The 17,720-nt window shown below is 69.6% G+C and carries 18 protein-coding genes; 6 read left to right on the top strand and 12 right to left on the bottom strand.

Annotated elements, in window-relative coordinates:
- The 12 genes from WBA97_RS21845 to WBA97_RS21790 all read right to left on the bottom strand — a co-directional run.
- Positions 1–479 (bottom strand): sirohydrochlorin chelatase (locus tag WBA97_RS21845; protein WP_424232746.1); only part of this gene is annotated, 479 nt, incomplete at its 3' end.
- Positions 480–1,382, bottom strand: coding sequence for an ABC transporter permease (locus WBA97_RS21840; protein WP_424232745.1), 903 nt, complete (start codon positions 1,380–1,382; stop codon positions 480–482).
- Positions 1,375–2,148 carry an ABC transporter ATP-binding protein gene (locus tag WBA97_RS21835; RefSeq protein ID WP_424232744.1) on the bottom strand — a complete coding sequence of 258 codons (774 nt, stop codon included), beginning with the start codon at positions 2,146–2,148 and terminating at the stop codon, positions 1,375–1,377. The genes WBA97_RS21840 and WBA97_RS21835 overlap by 8 nt, the downstream gene beginning before the upstream one ends.
- 18 nt (positions 2,149–2,166) lie before the next feature.
- Positions 2,167–3,195 carry an ABC transporter substrate-binding protein gene (locus tag WBA97_RS21830; protein WP_424232743.1) on the bottom strand — a complete coding sequence of 343 codons (1,029 nt, stop codon included), beginning with the start codon at positions 3,193–3,195 and terminating at the stop codon, positions 2,167–2,169.
- A gap of 53 nt (positions 3,196–3,248) precedes the next feature.
- Positions 3,249–4,526 carry a sulfate adenylyltransferase subunit 1 gene (locus WBA97_RS21825; RefSeq protein WP_424232742.1) on the bottom strand — a complete coding sequence of 426 codons (1,278 nt, stop codon included), beginning with the start codon at positions 4,524–4,526 and terminating at the stop codon, positions 3,249–3,251.
- Positions 4,526–5,446 (bottom strand): sulfate adenylyltransferase subunit CysD, encoded by a 921-nt coding sequence (gene cysD / locus WBA97_RS21820; RefSeq protein WP_424232741.1) that lies wholly within the window; start codon positions 5,444–5,446, stop codon positions 4,526–4,528. Before cysD ends, WBA97_RS21825 begins: the two co-directional genes overlap by 1 nt.
- Positions 5,443–6,147, bottom strand: coding sequence for a phosphoadenylyl-sulfate reductase (locus WBA97_RS21815; protein ID WP_424232740.1), 705 nt, complete (start codon positions 6,145–6,147; stop codon positions 5,443–5,445). Before WBA97_RS21815 ends, cysD begins: the two co-directional genes overlap by 4 nt.
- On the bottom strand, positions 6,144–6,305 hold the full coding sequence (locus WBA97_RS21810) for an Insertion element protein (RefSeq protein WP_424232739.1): 162 nt from the start codon (positions 6,303–6,305) through the stop codon (positions 6,144–6,146). The genes WBA97_RS21815 and WBA97_RS21810 overlap by 4 nt, the downstream gene beginning before the upstream one ends.
- Positions 6,302–7,975, bottom strand: coding sequence for a nitrite/sulfite reductase (locus tag WBA97_RS21805; protein WP_424232738.1), 1,674 nt, complete (start codon positions 7,973–7,975; stop codon positions 6,302–6,304). Before WBA97_RS21805 ends, WBA97_RS21810 begins: the two co-directional genes overlap by 4 nt.
- A 101-nt stretch (positions 7,976–8,076) precedes the next feature.
- Positions 8,077–8,160, bottom strand: a complete 84-nt coding sequence (locus tag WBA97_RS21800; protein ID WP_404800468.1) for a putative leader peptide — start codon at positions 8,158–8,160, stop codon at positions 8,077–8,079.
- A 226-nt stretch (positions 8,161–8,386) separates the two neighbouring features.
- Positions 8,387–10,231: a dihydroxy-acid dehydratase gene (gene ilvD / locus WBA97_RS21795; RefSeq protein WP_424232737.1), complete on the bottom strand. Its 1,845-nt coding sequence runs from the start codon at positions 10,229–10,231 to the stop codon at positions 8,387–8,389.
- A 14-nt stretch (positions 10,232–10,245) separates the two neighbouring features.
- On the bottom strand, positions 10,246–10,695 hold the full coding sequence (locus WBA97_RS21790; protein WP_424232736.1) for a PH domain-containing protein: 450 nt from the start codon (positions 10,693–10,695) through the stop codon (positions 10,246–10,248).
- Between the two features lie 280 nt (positions 10,696–10,975).
- Here WBA97_RS21790 and WBA97_RS21785 point away from each other — a divergent pair, with 280 nt between their 5' ends.
- The 6 genes from WBA97_RS21785 (at position 10,976) to WBA97_RS21760 (ending at position 17,687) form a co-directional block, all read left to right on the top strand.
- Positions 10,976–12,817, top strand: a complete 1,842-nt coding sequence (locus WBA97_RS21785) for an acetolactate synthase large subunit (RefSeq protein ID WP_424232735.1) — start codon at positions 10,976–10,978, stop codon at positions 12,815–12,817.
- A gap of 7 nt (positions 12,818–12,824) precedes the next feature.
- Positions 12,825–13,331 (top strand): acetolactate synthase small subunit, encoded by a 507-nt coding sequence (gene ilvN / locus WBA97_RS21780; protein ID WP_424232734.1) that lies wholly within the window; start codon positions 12,825–12,827, stop codon positions 13,329–13,331.
- Between the two features lie 39 nt (positions 13,332–13,370).
- Positions 13,371–14,384, top strand: coding sequence for a ketol-acid reductoisomerase (ilvC, locus tag WBA97_RS21775; protein WP_424232733.1), 1,014 nt, complete (start codon positions 13,371–13,373; stop codon positions 14,382–14,384).
- Between the two features lie 51 nt (positions 14,385–14,435).
- A complete protein-coding gene (locus tag WBA97_RS21770) occupies positions 14,436–14,732 on the top strand; it encodes a DUF397 domain-containing protein (protein ID WP_424232732.1) in 297 nt (98 codons plus the stop codon).
- A 200-nt stretch (positions 14,733–14,932) separates the two neighbouring features.
- Complete coding sequence (serA, locus tag WBA97_RS21765) at positions 14,933–16,531, top strand: phosphoglycerate dehydrogenase (protein WP_424232731.1); 1,599 nt, start codon at positions 14,933–14,935, stop codon at positions 16,529–16,531.
- A gap of 106 nt (positions 16,532–16,637) precedes the next feature.
- Positions 16,638–17,687, top strand: coding sequence for a 3-isopropylmalate dehydrogenase (locus WBA97_RS21760; protein WP_424232730.1), 1,050 nt, complete (start codon positions 16,638–16,640; stop codon positions 17,685–17,687).
- Positions 17,688–17,720: the final 33 nt, after the last annotated feature.

Here is a 17,720-nt window from a genome sequence, read left to right as displayed (position 1 = left end):
ACCGGGAACCGGCGGGCCCACGACGCGGCCACCCGTGCCACGGCCGCGTTCGCCGGTGCGTGCGAGGACCCCGCGCCGGCCAGCACGATGCCGAGCGACGGGTCGGACAGCCGCGCGCCCGCCTCGGTCAGGCGGCGAAGGGCCAGCTCGGGGAGCCGGTCGTCCGGGCCGAGCACGTCCGAAACCGACACCGACAGCCGGGGGAACCGGGCGTGCGCCTCCGCGACCAGCGCGGGCAGGTCGACCCGCGCGTGGAACGCGGACCCGAGCAGCAGCGGCACGATCACCGCGTCGCGGTGCCCCTGCGCCGCGAGCGCGGAGAGCACGTCCGGCAACCGAGGCGCGGACAGGTCGAGGAACGCGGCGCGGACATCGAGACCGGGTTCGGCGTCGCGCAGCACGTCCAGCAGCGCGGCGATCGTCGCGGCGGACCGCGGGTCGCGGCTGCCGTGCGCGACGGCGACGAGCGGCGGCGCCATCTAGTAGGCCCCGGTCAGGCCGCGGGCCCGCAGCACGGACCGCTCGAGCGGGCGGAACACCAGCAGCTCGATGCCGATGCCGACGAACAGGATCAGCGTGATCGCGGCCATCACCATCGACATGTCCGACAGCGACATCCCGTTGTGCAGGAACTGCCCGAGCCCGACACCGAGCTGCGGGGAGGTCGCGATCAGCTCCGCGGCCATCAGCGACCGCCACGAGAACGCCCAGCCCTGCTTGAGCCCGCCGAGGAAACCGGGCAGTGCCGCGGGCAGCAGGATGTGCCGTGCCGACGCCAGACGGCCCGCGCCGAGCACCTTGCCGACGCGGGGGAGGATCGGCGGGATCTGGTCCATGCCGGACACGAGCCCGTTCGCGATCGACGGGACCGCGCCCAGCAGCACCACGAAGTAGATCGACGCGTCGGTCAGCCCGAACCACAGCACCGCCGCCGGCACCCACGCCACCGACGGCAGGCTCTGCAGGCCGGACACGATCGGCCCGATCGCGCGCCGCACCAGTGAGAAGTTCGCGATCAGCAACCCGAGCGGGATGGCGGCGACGACCGCGACCAGGAACCCGATCACCGCGCGGTGCACGGAAATCCACAGGAACCCGAAGATCTCCCCGTTCAGCACGCGGTCCCAGATCTGCGCGCCTACGTCCGCGGGTGCGGGGAGCTGGTACTCCGGCCAGAACGCGGCCGCCCACAGCACCTGCCAGATCGCGATGACCGCGACCAGCGCGACCACCGGTGGCAGCACCTGGCCGAGGATCCGGCGGGTGCGGCCGCGGGTGTCCGCCGCCGTGGGGGTGTCGAGCGCGTCGAGGCCTGCCCCGACGGTCGCGGTGTCCTCGTCGACGGTGTCGACGTCGGTGCCGGGGGCGGTGCCCTCAGGCATGGCTGCTGATCACCTCGTGCAGGCGGCTGTTGATCTCGTCGACGACCGTTGCCTGCGCGGCCGGGTTCAGGTCGTTCACGTGCCACTCCTGCACGACGCGCCCAGGTCGCGACGACAGCAGCACCACGCGCTGCCCGAGCCGTACCGCCTCGCGCACGTCGTGGGTGACGAACAGGACCGCGGTCTCGGTGGCGCGCCAGATCCGCAGCAGCTCGGACTGGAGCACGTCCCGGGTGATGGCGTCGAGCGCGGAGAACGGCTCGTCCATGAGCAGCAACGAGTTCTCGTCACCGTCAACAGCGGACGCCAGCGCACGCGCCAGCGCCACACGCTGGCGCATGCCGCCGGACAGCTCGTGCGGCCGCTTGTCGCCGACCCCGGCCAGGCGTACGAGGTCCAGCAGCTCGCCGGCGCGGGCGCGCCGGTCGGCACGCTTCACGCCGGCGAGCCGCAGCGGCAGCTCCACGTTGCGGGAGGCGGTCAGCCACGGCATCAGCGCGGCCTCCTGGAACATGACCGCGGGCCGCGAGGTGTTCAGCTCGATCGTCCCCGCCGTCGGCGCGTCCAGGCTCGCCACCAGGTTCAGCACGGTCGTCTTGCCGCACCCGGACGCGCCGAGCAGGCACACGAACTCGCCGGGCGCGACCTCGAGGTCCACGCCGTCGAGCGCGGTGACGGCACGCTTGCCCTGCCCGAACGTCTTGCCAACACCGGAAAGGCGCACAGCGTGGCCGGTCCGCACACCCAGATCGAGCATCGCGGTCATGGTGTTTCGCCTCTCCTACTACTTCTTGTCCAGGCCACCCGCGTCGACCGCGGGCTTGCCTGCTTCCTTGAGCGCTGCGTTCAGCTCGGTCAGGTCCGCGAAACCGGCCACGTCGGGCGCCTGCTCCGCGATGCCCGCGGTGACCTGGTCCTGCGCGAGCTGCTTGAACTGACCGGCGATCGGGTCGAACGTGAGCGAGATGTTCGACCAGGCCCGCTCGATCACCTCGGGCTTGAGCGCCTTGCCGGTCAGCGCCTCGAGCTGCGTGTTGACCGCGGTCTGCGCGTCCGCCTCGTTCTCGTTGGCGAAGTCGATCGAGGAGACCAGCCCGCGCAGGAACGCGCGCACGGTCTCGGGGTGCTCGTTGAGGAACTGGGTCCGCACGATCACGACGGTGGTCGGGAACCGGCCGTCCGGCCACAGCTCCTTCTCGTCCAGCAGCACGGTCGCGCCCGCGTCCAGCACCAGCCGCGACGACCACGGCTCCGGCAGCCACGCGGCCTGCACCTGTCCGCCGCGGAACGCGTCGAGCGTCTGCGCGTTCTCCATGTTCGTGACCTCGACCTTGCCGGTCAGGTCGTTGTCCGCCAGCCACTTCTTGAGCGCCACGTCCTGCGTGTTGCCGAGCTGGGGGGTCACCACGGTCTTGCCAGCGAGGTCCTCGGGCTTGGTGATGCCCGGCGCCACCACGAGCTGCGCGCCGCCTGAGGTGACGCCGGAGATGAGCCGCACGGCCTCGCCTTTGGACTTCGCGTAGGCGTTGATCGCGGGCCCCGACCCGATGAACCCGATGTCGAGCGAACCGCCGAGCAGCGCGGACACCTCGTTCGGGCCCGCGTTGAACTCCTGGCGGGTCAGCTTGGTGTCACCCAGCTCCTTCTCGAACAGGCCCTTCTCCAGGCCGATCAGCGCGGGTGCGTGCGTGACGTTCGGGAAGTAGCCGAGCCGCAGCTCCGCCGCCGCCCCCTTGTCCTGTGCCGCGGCGTCGTTGTCGTCGCCGCCGCCTTCGTCCGCGCGCGAACACGCGGTGGCCAGCAGTGACAGCACGGCGATCGTTGCGGTGAGAAGCCGAGTCCGGGTTCGCACAGGTTCGGGCCTTTCTAGTTCTTGTCGAGTAAGGGAAGCGGGGCCCCGACCAATCCCGCTGCGAGCGTGGTGCCGTCGGCCGGGTCGATCACCAGGAAGGCGCCGGTCCGGCCGCGGCTGGAGTAGTGGTCGACCGGCAGCGGCTCTGCGGTGTGCAGCGTTACCTGGCCGATCTCGTTCAGTGTCAACGTTTCCGGATGGTCGTGGGTCGACAGCTTCTGCTCGTCGAAGCGTGTGCGCAACTCGGTGACCACAGCCTGGACAGTCCTGGCACCGGACTTGACAAGGACCCTCGCATTGGGCTGCAACGGTTTGTCCGCGAGCCACGCGAGCGTCGCCGACAGCTCGTCGGTCAGCTCGGGTGCGTTCGCCGCGGCCGCGATCACGTCGCCGCGCGAGATGTCGAGGTCGTCGGCGAGCAGCAGCGTCACCGAACGGCCGGCGACCGCCTCCGGGAGTTCGCCGTCCGGGGTGTCGACGCGCACGACCGTGGTCCGCACTCCCGAGGGGAGCACGACGACCTCGTCACCGGGGCGGACCGTGCCGGCCGCGACCTGACCCGCGTAGCCCCGGTAGTCGGGGTGTTCCTGGGTGCGCGGCCGGATCACGTACTGCACGGGGAAGCGGAACGGCGCCTCGTGCGGGTCCGGCTCGACCGGCACCGTCTCCAGGTGGTCCAGCAGCGTCGGGCCCGCGTACCACGGCGTGTGCGGCGAGTGCTCGACCACGTTGTCGCCGCGCAGTGCGGACACCGGGATCGCCAGTACCGCCCCGGTTGGGTAGCCGAGCGACGTCGCGTGTGCCGTGAACTCCTTGGCGATCATCTGGAACGTGCCCTCGTCGTAGTCCACGAGGTCGATCTTGTTGACCGCCAGCACGAGCCGGGGCACGCCGAGCAGGGCGAGTACCGCCGCGTGGCGGCGGGTCTGCTCGAGCACGCCCTTGCGCGCGTCGACGAGCAGGATCGCGAGCTCGGCGGTGGACGCACCGGTGACCGTGTTGCGGGTGTACTGGACGTGGCCGGGGGTGTCGGCGAGCACGAACGTCCGCTTGTCGGTGGCGAAGTAGCGGTACGCCACGTCGATCGTGATGCCCTGCTCACGCTCGGAACGCAGGCCGTCCACCAGCAGCGACAAGTCCGGTGTGGACAGTCCCTTGTCGACACTCGCGCGGTGCACCGCCTCGAGGGTGTCGGCCAGCACGGACTTGGTGTCGTAGAGCAGGCGGCCGACAAGCGTGGACTTGCCGTCGTCGACGCTCCCGGCAGTGGCGAGCCGCAAAAGGTCGCTCATCAGAAGTAGCCTTCCCGCTTGCGGTCTTCCATGGCGGCCTCGGAAAGGCGGTCGTCGGCGCGGGTCGCGCCGCGTTCGGTGAGCCTGCTCGCCCCCACCTCGGCGATCACCTCGTCGAGGGTGGTGGCCACCGACTCGACGGCGCCGGTGCACGAGCCGTCGCCGACCGTGCGGTAGCGGATCGTCTTGCGCACCATGGTCTCCCCGGCACGCGGGCCGCCCCACGGGCCCTCGGCGAGCCACATGCCGTCGCGCTGGTAGACCTCGCGCTCGTGGGCGTAGTAGATCGACGGCAGCTCGATGTTCTCCCGCTGGATGTAGCGCCACACGTCCAGCTCGGTCCAGTTCGACAGCGGGAACACCCGGACGTGCTCGCCGGGCCGGTGCCGTCCGTTGTACAGGTTCCACAGCTCTGGGCGCTGCCTGCGCGGCTCCCACTGGCCGAACGCGTTGCGGAGGCTGAAGATCCGCTCCTTCGCGCGGGCCCGCTCCTCGTCGCGGCGCCCACCGCCGAACACCGCGTCGAACTTGTTCTCCGTGATGCTGTCCAGCAGCGGCACGGTCTGCAGCGGGTTGCGGGTGCCGTCGGGCCGTTCGGTTAGCCTGCCGTCGTCGATCCAGTCCTGCACCTTCGCGACCACAAGGCGAAGGCCGTACCGCTCGACCACGCGGTCGCGGAAGTCGATGACCTCGCCGAAGTTGTGGCCGGTGTCCACGTGCAGCAGCGGGAACGGCACCGGCGCCGGCCAGAACGCCTTGACCGCGAGGTGCAGCAGCAGCGTGGAGTCCTTGCCGCCGGAGAACAGGATCACCGGCCGGTCGAACTCACCCGCGACCTCGCGCATGATGTGGATCGCCTCGGACTCGAGGCGCCCAAGCGCATCAAGGGACTCGACCGTCGGCGTCAGTGTCTCGTTCATCCGTGCAGCCCGCACTCGGTCTTGGCGAGACCTGCCCAGCGGCCGCTGCGGGCATCCTGGCCCGGCAGCGGTTTCGCGGTGCACGGCGCGCAGCCGATCGACAGGTAACCCTCGCTCACGAGCGGGTTCTCGAGGATGCCGTTGGCGGCGATGTAGCCGTTGAACTCGTCGTCGGTCCACGCCGCGATCGGGTTGATCTTCACGAGCCCGTTGCGGTCGTCCCACTGCACGATCGGCGTGTCCGCGCGGGTCGGCGCGTCGACGCGGCGCACGCCGGTGACCCACGCGTGGTATTTGGCGAGGGTGTTCCGCAGCGGCACCACCTTGCGCAGGAAGCAGCACTGGGCCGGGTCGGTCTTGTTCAGCAGCCCGAACTCGGCCTCCTGGTCGGCGACCGGCTGCCCGGCCTCCGCGTTGACGATCCGGACCGCCGGATAGGTCAGCTCGACCGCGTCGCGGGTGCCGATGGTCTCGGCGAAGTGGTAGCCGGTCTCCAGGAACAGCACGTCGATGGTCTCGAGGCTGTCCGGTTTCGCCTTGACCGCCAGGTCGATGAGCACCGCGTCCTGCATGTTCGACGCGACGATGAAGTCGTCGCCGAACGTCTTCGCGGTCCACGCGAGGGCCTCCGCCGCGGTCGCGTCGGCGAGTTCCTCCTGTGCCTGCTCCGCGACCTTCTTGAAGTCGGTCGTGGTGGTCACCGGGTCACCTCTTCCTTCGCAAGGTTGAGTCCCACGAACTTGACGGTGAACACGCGGCGGCAACCGGTGCACAGCCACGCCGCGTGGGGTTCCTCCTGCGGGCGCAGGTCCTCGTCGCCGCAGTAGGGGCAGTAGAAGGGAGTCGCTCGTTCGGTCATTTCAGGTCCGCATCGTCGGCCCGCGCGACCCACTGGGGGAAGCGCTCGTCCGGTTTGCGGTCGGCAACGTAGTTGCGCACGACGCGCTCCACGTAGTCCGACAGTTCGTCGGCGGTCACCTTGTGGCCGCGCAGCTTGCGGCCGAACCCGGCGTCGAGGCCGAGCCCGCCGCCGAGGTGCACCTGGAAGCCCTCGACCTGGTTGCCGTCGTCGTCGGCGACGATCTGGCCCTTCAACCCGATGTCCGCGGTCTGGATGCGGGCGCAGGAGTTGGGGCAGCCGTTGATGTGCACGCTGATCGGCGTGGTCACGTCGGCGGTGATGTCCTTGAGCCGGTCCTCCAGCCTGCTCACCAGGTCCACCGCGCGGGCCTTGGTCTCGACGATCGCGAGCTTGCAGAACTCGAGGCCGGTGCACGCCATCACGCCGCGCCGCCACGGCGATGGGTCGGTCTGCAGGCCCAGCCCGGCGAGTGCGGTCTTCAGTCCGTCCACATCGGAGCGCGCGACGTCGAGCACGATCAGCTTCTGCAGCGGCGTGAACCGCACGCGGTGCGAGCCGGCCTTCTCCGCGGCGGCGGCGACCGCGAGGAGCGTGCTGCCGGACACCCGGCCCGCGATGGGTGCCGCACCGAGGTAGAAGTCGCCGTCCTTCTGCTGGTGCACGCCGATGTGGTCGTGGGGGATCTCCGGCACCTCGGGTGCGGGTCCGTCGTGCAGCTGCCGCTTCAGGTACTCGGTCTCCAGCACCTCACGGAACTTCGCGGCGCCCCAGTCCTTGACGAGGAACTTGATGCGGGCGCGGTGGCGCAGGCGCCGGTAGCCGTAGTCGCGGAAGATGCTGATCACACCCGCCCACACGTCCGGCACGTCGTCGAGCGGGATCCACGTGCCGAGCCGCTGGCCGATCATCGGGTTGGTGGACAGGCCACCGCCGACCCACAGGTCGAAGCCGGGGCCGTGCTCGGGGTGGTGGACGCCGACGAACGCGATGTCGTGCACCTCGTGCGCCACGTCAGGCAGGCCGGAGATCGCCGTCTTGAACTTGCGCGGCAGGTTGGCGAACGCCTTGTCGCCGATGTAGCGGCGCTTGATCTCGTCGATCGCGGGTGTGCCGTCGATCACCTCGTCCTTGGCGATGCCCGCGACGGGTGAGCCGAGGATCACGCGGGGGCTGTCGCCGCACGCCTCCATGGTGGTGAGGCCCGCGTCCTCCAGCTTCTGCCAGATCACCGGCATGTCCTCGACGCGGATCCAGTGGTACTGGATGTTCTGCCGGTCGGTGATGTCGGCGGTGTCCCGTGCGTAGTCCCGCGACACCTCACCGATGACCCGCAGCTGGTCGGTCGTGACCGCACCGCCGTCGATGCGGACGCGCAGCATGAAGAACTCGTCGTCCAGCTCCTCCGGCTCGAGCGTGGCCGTGCGGCCGCCGTCGATGCCGGGCTTGCGCTGGGTGTAGAGGCCGAACCAGCGGAACCGGCCGCGCAGGTCGGCGGGGTCGATGCCGGCGAACCCGGTGTGGGCGTAGATGTTCTCGATGCGAGCGCGGACGTTGAGCGGGTTGTCGTCCTTCTTGCTGCGCTCGTTGGGGTTCAGCGGCTCGCGATAACCGAGCGCCCACTGCCCCTCACCGCGCTTCTGGCGTTTCGTGGTGGGAGTTGACGACACTCGTCCGACCTCCGAGGGTCTGGGCGCTCATGCGCACCGACGCTCGGGAAGACGCCGGCGCACCCGAGCACCGGCGTACGAATAGCAAACGCGGCGGCGGGTTACCGCCGGCACATCGCGCTGGAAACCCGAACGAAGTCCACGTGGCGACGTGCCACGAGGAGAAGTTCGGTAACAGCGGACATGACCTCAGAGTGCCATGTGTCCACGAGGTGGTCCACTGCCATCCGCATCGTGAGATACGCACCGAGGCGCTTGCACCCGGCCACCGGAAGTGCCACCGCTGACGCCCGTCATGTGGGCGGTCTCCGGGATGGCAGGGAGCCCCTTTGTGCTTGTGGCGGGCTTGCGTCCTCGGGGCGCCGAAGTGTCGGTGGTGTGCCGTAGCGTCGAATCCGGGGGCCGGAGGCCTCAGCGGTTGACGTCGCGGACGGCGCCCTGGGAGGCGTCCGTCGTCAGTCGGGCGTAGGCGCGCAGTGCCGCGGTGACCGGTCGCTGCCGGTCGACGGGCTGCCATGGCCGCTCGCTCGACTCCATCTTCGCGCGGCGGTCGGCCAGGAGCTGGGGGTCGACCAGCAGTTCGAGGCGCCGCTCGTGCACGTCGATCAGGATGCGGTCGCCGTTCTCGACCAGGCCGATCGTGCCGCCGCCCGCCGCCTCCGGCGAGATGTGGCCCACCGAGAGGCCGGACGACCCGCCGGAGAACCGTCCGTCGGTGATCAGCGCGCACTTCTTGCCGAGACCGGCGCCCTTCAGGAACGCGGTCGGGTGCAGCATCTCCTGCATGCCCGGCCCGCCCGCGGGACCCTCGTACCGCACGACCAGGACCTCGCCGGGCTGGATCTGCTTGCCCAGGATCGCCGACACCGCCTGCTCCTGGCTCTCGACGACCCGCGCGGGTCCCTCGAACCGGAACAGCTCCTCGTCGATCCCGGCGGCCTTGATGATCGCGCCGTCCTCGGCCAGGTTGCCGCGCAGCACCGCGAGGCCGCCCTCGACCGTGTAGGCGTGCTCGACGTCCCGGATGCAACCACCGGCCGCGTCCGTGTCCAGCGACTTCCAGCGGTTCGCCGTGGAGAACGCCTTCGTGGTGCGCACCCCGCCCGGCGCCGCGTGGTACAGCTCGACGGCCTCCTCGGACGGCGACTCCGCGCGGATGTCCCACTCACCCAGCCACTGGGACATGGACGGCGAGTGGATCGTGTGCACGCCCTCGTTCAGCTTCCCGCCCCGCCACAGCTCACCGAGGATCGCCGGGATTCCGCCCGCCCGGTGCACGTCCTCCATGTGGTAGTCCGAGTTCGGCGACACCTTCGACAGGCACGGCACGCGCCGGGAGATCGCGTCGATGTCGGCGAGCGTGAAGTCGATCTCGCCCTCGCGGGCGGCGGCGAGGATGTGCAGCACCGTGTTGGTGGACCCGCCCATCGCCATGTCGAGCGCCATCGCGTTCTCGAACGCCGCGCGCGTCGCGATCGAGCGCGGCAGCACCGAGTGGTCGTCCTCGCCGTAGTACCGCTTCGCCAGCGCCATCACCGTCGTCCCGGCCCGCTCGAACAGCGCGCGGCGCGACTCGTGCGTGGCCAGCGTCGACCCGTTGCCCGGCAGCGCGAGCCCCAGCGCCTCGGTCAGGCAGTTCATGGAGTTGGCGGTGAACATGCCGGAGCACGACCCGCAGGTCGGGCACGCTGACTGCTCGACAGCGGCCAGGCCGAGCTCGTCGACCCTGTCGTTCGCCGACGCCGAGATCGCGGTGATCAGGTCGGAGGAGGGGTGCGCGACGCCGTCGACGACGACCGCCTTGCCCGCCTCCATCGGCCCGCCCGACACGAACACCGTCGGGATGTTCAGCCGCATGGCCGCGTTCAGCATGCCCGGCGTGATCTTGTCGCAGTTGGAGATGCACACGAGCGCGTCCGCGGCGTGGCCGTTGACCATGTACTCGACCGCGTCCGCGATGATCTCCCGGGAGGGCAGGGAGTACAGCATCCCGCCGTGGCCCATGGCGATGCCGTCGTCGACCGCGATCGTGTGGAACTCGCGTGCGGTGCCACCCGCCGCCCCCACCGCCTCGGCCACGATGTCGCCGAGGTCGCGCAGGTGCACGTGGCCGGGCACGAACTGCGTGTACGAGTTCGCGATGGCCACGATCGGCTTACCGAAGTCACTGTCGGTCATGCCGGTGGCACGCCACAGCGCCCTGGCGCCTGCCGCGTTGCGGCCGTGGGTGGTGACGCGGGAACGGAGCTCAGGCACGGCTCCTCCAACTTCTATTCAGCCTTGGCTTCTTCCCGGGGCTCGTCGTTCCCGGACTCCTGGGGAGCCCGCGCCGGGGCCTCGGTGGGATCGTCCAGCCGCCCGCCGCTGATCAGCGAAAGGGCGGGGAGGTGGCGGGTGCGCACGTTGGGCAGCGGGAGTTCTTTCCCTGCCTCGTCGACGGCACGTACCCAGGACCGTTCGGACACCTTCAGCGCACGCACGTCCGACCACGGCAGCACGTGCCTGCCGAACAGGGTCCGCGCCACGAGCCGGGTGCCGTCCGCGACGGTGCGGACGCGCAGGATCCACGCGATGGCGACGACCGGGATCACGTAGATGACGTACAGACCGGGCGCGGCCCACGCGAACGGGGTGGCGGTAATGGCGAACAGCAGCGCACCCAGCACGGCCGTGGACGGGATCTTGAACACGAGCCGTGACGGCAGCTGGGGAACGGTCACGGTTACATGGTGCCACGCCGGGTCGCCTGCGCCGGGACCGGTGCGGGTCCACCATCCGAGATCACGATCCCGCAGAGTTGACGCCCTAGGCCGACCGCACTAACGTCTCCAGCGTGCCCCAGAAGACCGGTCTCGTACTTCCTCAGCGCGTTCGACGCTGAGGAAGCCAGCTGCGTCGAACGCGCGACCCTCGTACGACCCATCGTGGTCGACGGGGGTTTTTTCGTGTGTGAGGCACCTCTGAGAGCCTGGTAGAAACCCCGACAAGAGGCTGAAGCCGATGACCAGCGCGACACAGCGGCCCACCCAGGCCGCCGCCACCCCCGGGCCCCGTCCCGCGGGCCCCCGACCCAAACCAGCCCCGCCGACCGGCACCCCGGTCCGCGTGACGGGCGCCCAGTCGCTTGTCCGGTCGCTCGAGGCGGTAGGCGTCGAGGTGGTGTTCGGCATTCCGGGGGGCACCATCCTGCCCGCCTACGACCCGCTGCTGGACTCGACGAAGGTCCGGCACGTCCTCGTCCGGCACGAGCAGGGCGCGGGCCACGCCGCCACCGGGTACGCGCAGGCCACCGGCAAGGTCGGTGTGTGCATGGCCACGTCGGGTCCCGGCGCCACGAACCTCGTCACGCCGCTTGCCGACGCGAACATGGACTCCGTCCCGATCGTCGCGATCACCGGCCAGCAGACCAGGGCCCTCATCGGCACCGACGCGTTCCAGGAAGCGGACATCTGCGGCATCACGCTGCCCGTCACCAAGCACAACTTCCTCGTGACCGAACCCGTGGACATCCCGAGGACGATCGCGGAGGCGTTCCACATCGCGAGCACCGGCCGGCCCGGCCCGGTGCTCGTGGACATCCCCAAGGACGTGCTGCAGGAGATGACCTCGTTCTCCTGGCCGCCCGAGATGCGGCTGCCCGGCTACAAGCCGACGACACGGCCGCACGGCAAGCAGGTGCGTGAGGCGGCGAAGCTGATCACCGCGGCGAAGCGGCCGGTGTTCTACGTCGGCGGCGGCGTGCTGAAGGCGCAGGCGTCGGCGGAGCTGGCCGAGCTGGCCGAGCTGACCGGCATCCCCGTGGTCACGACGCTGATGGCCAAGGGCGCGTTCCCCGACTCGCACCGCCAGCACCTCGGCATGCCCGGCATGCACGGCGCGGTCGCCGCGGTGGCCGCCATGCAGCGGTCCGACCTGCTCATCGCGCTGGGCGCCCGGTTCGACGACCGGGTGACGGGCCAGCTCTCGACGTTCGCGCCGGACGCGCAGATCGTGCACGCCGACATCGACCCGGCGGAGATCTCCAAGAACCGCCGCGCGGACGTGCCCATCGTGGGTGACTGCAAGGAGATCATCGCCGAGCTGATCGCCGCGGTGCGCACGGAGCTGGCCGACGGCGGGCAGCAGGCCGACCTCGCCAAGTGGTGGCAGCAGCTCGACTCGTGGCGGGACACGTTCCCGCTCGGCTACGACTGGCCGGACGACGGCGCGCTGTCCCCGCAGTACGTCATCGAACGCATCGGCAGGATCGCCGGCCCCGAGGCCATCTACACGGCTGGCGTCGGCCAGCACCAGATGTGGGCGGCGCAGTTCATCAAGTACGAGAACCCCGCCACCTGGCTCAACTCCGGCGGCCTCGGGACCATGGGGTACGCGGTGCCCGCTGCCATGGGCGCCAAGTTCGGCATGCCGGACAAGGTGGTCTGGGCCATCGACGGCGACGGCTGCTTCCAGATGACCAACCAGGAGCTCGCGACCTGCGCGATCGAGGGTGCGCCGATCAAGGTGGCCGTGATCAACAACGGCAACCTTGGCATGGTGCGGCAGTGGCAGAACCTCTTCTACTCGGAGCGTTACTCGCAGACCGACCTCGGCACGCACAAGCACCGCATCCCGGACTTCACCCTGCTCGCGGAGGCGCTCGGCTGCGCAGGGCTACGCTGTGAGTCCAAAGAGGACGTCGATTCGGTGATCCAGCGCGCGATGGAGATCAACGACCGCCCCGTGGTCGTCGACTTCGTGGTCGGCAAGGACGCACAGGTATGGCCGATGGTCGCCGCGGGCACCGGCAACGACGAGATCATGGCAGCGCGTGGCATCCGCCCGCTGTTCGACGAGGACTGATGATCAGATGAGCACGCATACTCTTTCGGTTCTCGTCGAGAACAAGCCGGGTGTCCTCGCGCGTGTCGCGGGCCTGTTCTCCCGGCGTGGCTTCAACATCGAGTCGCTCGCGGTGGGCCCCACCGAGCACGCCGACGTCTCCCGCATGACCATCGTCGTCGCGGTGGACGAGCTACCACTCGAACAGGTGACCAAACAGCTCAACAAGCTCGTGAACGTCATCAAGATCGTCGAACTCGACCCCCAGGTGTCGGTGCAGCGTGAGTTGCTGCTGGTGAAGGTCCGCGCGGACGCCACGGTGCGCACGCAGGTGCTGGAGACGGTGCAGTTGTTCCGCGCCAAGGTGGTCGACGTGTCCCCTGAGGCGCTGACGGTCGAGGCGACCGGCACAGAGGACAAGATCGAGGCGCTCCTGCGGATGCTCGAGCCCTACGGGGTGCGGGAGATGGTGCAGTCCGGCCGGGTCGCGATCGGCCGTGGCCCGCGCTCCATCACCGCCACCGGCGTTCGCTAGTTTTTCTGTGATTCTTTGAGGAAGGAAGTACACACCAGCATGGCTGTCGAGATCTTCTACGACGACGACGCGGACCTGTCCATCATCCAGAACCGGCGGGTAGCCGTCGTCGGCTACGGCAGCCAGGGCCACGCGCACGCGCTGTCCCTGCGCGACTCGGGTGTCGAGGTCCGGATCGGGCTGCACGATGGCTCGAAGTCGCGGGCCAAGGCCGAGGAGGAGGGCCTGACCGTCCAGACGGTCGCCGAGGCCGCCGCGTGGGCCGACGTGATCATGATCCTGGCTCCGGACACCAAGCAGCGGAGCATCTACGCCGAGGAGATCGCCCCGAACCTCAAGGACGGCGACGCGCTGTTCTTCGGGCACGGCTTCAACATCCGCTACGGCCTGATCACCCCGCCGTCCAATGTGGACGTCGCGATGGTCGCACCGAAGGGCCCCGGCCACCTCGTGCGCCGCCAGTTCGTGGACGGCAAGGGCGTGCCCTGCCTGATCGCGGTCGAGCAGGACGCGTCCGGTTCGGCCCAGGCGCTGGCCCTGGCCTACGCGAAGGGCATCGGCGGTTCCCGCGCAGGCGTCATCAAGACGACGTTCAAGGAGGAGACCGAGACCGATCTCTTCGGCGAGCAGGTCGTGCTGTGCGGTGGCACCACGGCGCTGGTCCAGGCCGGCTTCGAGACGCTGGTCAACGCCGGCTACACCCCCGAGGTCGCCTACTTCGAGTGCCTGCACGAGCTGAAGCTGATCGTCGACCTCATGTACGAGGGCGGCATCGCTCGCATGCGCTACTCCATCTCCGACACCGCCGAGTTCGGCGACCTGACCCGAGGTCCCAGGGTCATCACGGACTCGACGCGCGAGGAGATGAGGAAGATCCTGGGCGAGATCCAGGACGGCACCTTCGCGAAGGAATGGGTGGGCGAGGACGAGGCGGGCAGGCCCAACTTCCGGAAACTGGTCGAGCAGGGCGAGCAGCACCCGATCGAGGAGGTCGGCAAGAAGCTGCGCGGCCTCATGTCGTGGGTCGACCGCCCGATCACCGAAACGGCTTGATGAGGTTCCCGGTGGCCGCCCTGGTGGTGGCCACCGGGTACTTTGGTCGCCATGAGTGACGAATCGGCCACGCGCGAGTCGGCCCCCATCTTCGACGACAAGGCACACGTGCGGGGCAAACTCGACCTGACCATGGCCGAGTGGCAACGAGCCGCCGAACCGGACGCGGACCCGGGCGGCGAGTACGTGGAGATCGCCTTCGTCCCCCACGTCGACGGCAAGACCTACATCGCCATGCGCAATTCGAAGTTCACCGGCCCGAACGACACGGTCCTGGTGTTCACCGAGTCGGAGTGGGACGCCTTCGTGGAAGGCGCCAAAGCGGGCGAGTTCGACGAACCCTGGTAAATCCAGGAAAGCCCACATCCTGGAACGAGACCCGGACACACCACACGAATCCACCCCGTTCGAGTGAATTCGGCTCTGTCCGCGCTGTCACCTGGCTCACCAGGTGGAGAAACGATTCAGCGAACCTCCTAGACTGCCCTCGGTTGGTTACAGCGCTGTAACCGCGCCCCTAACAGCCGCGCAATCCTGGAGCCCACGTCGTGACCCAGCAGCCTCGCCCCGTTGTCCTCATCGCCGAGAAGCTGGCGCCCTCGGTACTCGACGTGTTCGGAGACGAGGTCGAAGTCCGACACGTCGACGGCACCGACCGGCCTGCGCTCCTCGAAGCCGTCGCAGGTGCCGACGCGCTCATGGTCCGCTCCGCCACGAAGGTGGACGCCGAGGTCTTCGCCGCCACCACCAGGCTGAAGGTCGTCGCCCGTGCTGGTGTCGGGCTCGACAACGTCGAGGTGCCCTCGGCCACGACGCGCGGTGTGCTCGTCGTCAACGCGCCGACCTCGAACATCGTCTCCGCCGCGGAGCACGCGGTCGCGTTGCTGCTGGCCACCGCCCGCCAGGTCCCGGCCGCGCACGCCACGCTGCAGGCCCACGAGTGGAAGCGCAGCAAGTTCTCCGGCGTCGAGATCAACGGCAAGACCGTCGGCGTCGTGGGCCTCGGCAAGATCGGGCAGCTGTTCGCGCAGCGGCTCGCCGCGTTCGGCACCGAGCTGATCGCCTTCGATCCGTACGCGTCCGCCGCCCGCGCCGGGCAGCTGGGGGTCGAGCTGGTCACGCTCGACGAGCTGCTCGCCCGCGCGGACTTCATCTCCATCCACCTGCCGAAGACGCCAGAGACCAAGGGCCTGATCGGTGCCGACCAGCTCGCCAAGGTCAAGCCGGGGGCGATCATCGTCAACGCCGCGCGTGGTGGGCTGATCGACGAGCAGGCGCTCGCCGACGCCGCGCGGGAGGGCCGCATCGGCGGCGCGGGTGTGGACGTGTTCAGCTCCGAGCCGACCACCGACAGCCCGCTGTTCGGGCTCCCGAACGTGGTGGTCACACCGCACCTCGGCGCCTCGACGTCCGAGGCGCAGGACCGGGCCGGCACGGACGTGGCCCGGTCGGTGCTGCTCGCGCTGCGCGGCGACTTCGTGCCCGACGCGGTGAACGTCGCGTCCGGCGGTGCCGTCGGCGAGGAGGTCCGGCCCTACCTTTCGCTCACCCAGAAGCTGGGCCTGGTGCTGTCGGCGTTCTCGTCGACGCCGCCGTCGTCGGTGGCGATCGAGGTGCGTGGCGAGCTCTCGAACGAGGACGTGTCGGTGCTGTCGCTCGCGGCACTGCGCGGTGTGTTCTCCGGCGTGGTCGAGGACCAGGTCACGTTCGTCAACGCGACCCGCATCGCCGAGGAGCTGGGCGTCGCCGTCACGCTGGAGAAGGAGGCGGAGAGCCCCAACCACCGCAGCCTCGTCACGCTCCGCGCCGTCTACTCCGACGGCGACGCGCTCACCGTCAGCGGCACGATCAGCGGCATCGCCGAGGTGGAGAAGGTCGTCGAGGTGCACGGCCGGTCGTTCGACCTGCGTGCCGAGGGCGTGAACCTGCTGCTGGAGTACGAGGACCGGCCCGGTGTCATGGGTGTGGTCGGCACGCTGCTCGGCAAGGTCGGCATCAACATCGAGGCCGCGCAGATCAGCCAGACGAGTGGTGGTGAGGACGCGGTCATGATTCTGCGTGTCGACCGCCCCGTCGACCCCTCTGTGCTGGAGTCCATCGGCGCGACGGTGCGCGCCACGATCGTCCGCACGATCGATTTCGGCTGATCTCCGGGGTGCGACATCACCTGGTTGGGTGGCCAGCACCGGTGATCCGACGTCTTCCCGGTAACCTTCACGAATCTGTCACAGCCCGATACTCCGGGAGGTATGCATGCGGCTCGCGGTGATCCCAGGCGATGGGATCGGGCCGGAAGTGATCGCCGAGGCGCTCAAGGTGCTCAACGAGGTAGTGCCTGACGTCGAGGTCACCAAGTACGACCTTGGTGCCACCAGATGGCACTCAACCGGCGAGCTGCTCCCGGAGTCGGTGCTCGGCGAACTGCGCCAGCAAGACGCGATCCTGCTCGGCGCGGTCGGTGACCCGTCGGTGCCGAGCGGCATCCTCGAGCGGGGCCTGTTGCTGCGCCTGCGGTTCGAGCTGGACCACCACGTGAACCTGCGTCCGGCGCGCCTGTACCCGGGTGTGCAGAGCCCGCTCGCCAACCCGGGTGAGATCGACATGATCGTGATCCGGGAAGGCACGGAGGGTCTGTACGCGGGCAACGGTGGTCTGCTGCGCAAGGACACCCCGCACGAGATCGCGACCGAGGTCAGCGTCAACACCTCGTACGGCGTCGAGCGGGTGGTGCGGGACGCGTTCGCGCGTGCCGTGGCCCGGCCGCGCAAGCACCTCACGCTGGTGCACAAGACGAACGTGCTGACCCACGCCGGTTCGTTGTGGTCACGGGTGGTCGAGGAGGTGTCGCTGCAGCACCCTGACGTCACGGTCGCGTACCAGCACGTCGACGCGGCGACCATTCACATGGTGACCGACCCGGGCCGCTTCGACGTGATCGTCACCGACAACCTGTTCGGCGACATCCTCACCGACCTGGTCGCCGCGGTGACCGGCGGCATCGGGCTCGCGGCGAGCGGCAACATCGACATCACGCGCCGCAACCCGTCGATGTTCGAGCCGGTGCACGGCAGCGCGCCGGACATCGCGGGCCAGGGCGTCGCCGACCCGACCGCGGCGGTGCTGTCGGTCGCGTTGCTGCTCGACCACCTCGGCGAGCGCGAGGCGGCGCGCAGGATCGAGGCGTCGGTGGCCTTCGACCTCGCGACACGCGACCACCCGTCACCGGGCAACACCTTCGCGATCGGCGACCGCCTCGCGGCACTGGTCTCCTCGAACAACCCGACGTCGAACGTCGAGCTGTAACCACACGCGCGAACGGGCGCCGCGGGCTTCGGC

The organism is Actinophytocola sp. (assembly GCF_049647105.1).
Lineage (GTDB): Bacteria > Actinomycetota > Actinomycetes > Mycobacteriales > Pseudonocardiaceae > Actinophytocola.
Note: the sequence above shows the minus strand (reverse complement) of the source record. Positions and strands in the feature narration are given on the sequence as shown.

Bases quoted from the DNA above. Each gene is read 5' to 3' on its own strand.
- WBA97_RS21840 (WP_424232745.1), bottom strand. From the start codon at position 1,382: ATGCCTGAGGGCACCGCCCCCGGCACCGACGTCGACACCGTCGACGAG.
- WBA97_RS21835 (WP_424232744.1), bottom strand. From the start codon at position 2,148: ATGACCGCGATGCTCGATCTGGGTGTGCGGACCGGCCACGCTGTGCGC.
- WBA97_RS21825 (WP_424232742.1), bottom strand. From the start codon at position 4,526: ATGAGCGACCTTTTGCGGCTCGCCACTGCCGGGAGCGTCGACGACGGC.
- cysD (WP_424232741.1), bottom strand. From the start codon at position 5,446: ATGAACGAGACACTGACGCCGACGGTCGAGTCCCTTGATGCGCTTGGG.
- WBA97_RS21810 (WP_424232739.1), bottom strand. From the start codon at position 6,305: ATGACCGAACGAGCGACTCCCTTCTACTGCCCCTACTGCGGCGACGAG.
- WBA97_RS21800 (WP_404800468.1), bottom strand. From the start codon at position 8,160: ATGTCCGCTGTTACCGAACTTCTCCTCGTGGCACGTCGCCACGTGGAC.
- WBA97_RS21785 (WP_424232735.1), top strand. From the start codon at position 10,976: ATGACCAGCGCGACACAGCGGCCCACCCAGGCCGCCGCCACCCCCGGG.
- ilvN (WP_424232734.1), top strand. From the start codon at position 12,825: ATGAGCACGCATACTCTTTCGGTTCTCGTCGAGAACAAGCCGGGTGTC.
- ilvC (WP_424232733.1), top strand. From the start codon at position 13,371: ATGGCTGTCGAGATCTTCTACGACGACGACGCGGACCTGTCCATCATC.
- WBA97_RS21770 (WP_424232732.1), top strand. From the start codon at position 14,436: ATGAGTGACGAATCGGCCACGCGCGAGTCGGCCCCCATCTTCGACGAC.
- WBA97_RS21760 (WP_424232730.1), top strand. From the start codon at position 16,638: ATGCGGCTCGCGGTGATCCCAGGCGATGGGATCGGGCCGGAAGTGATC.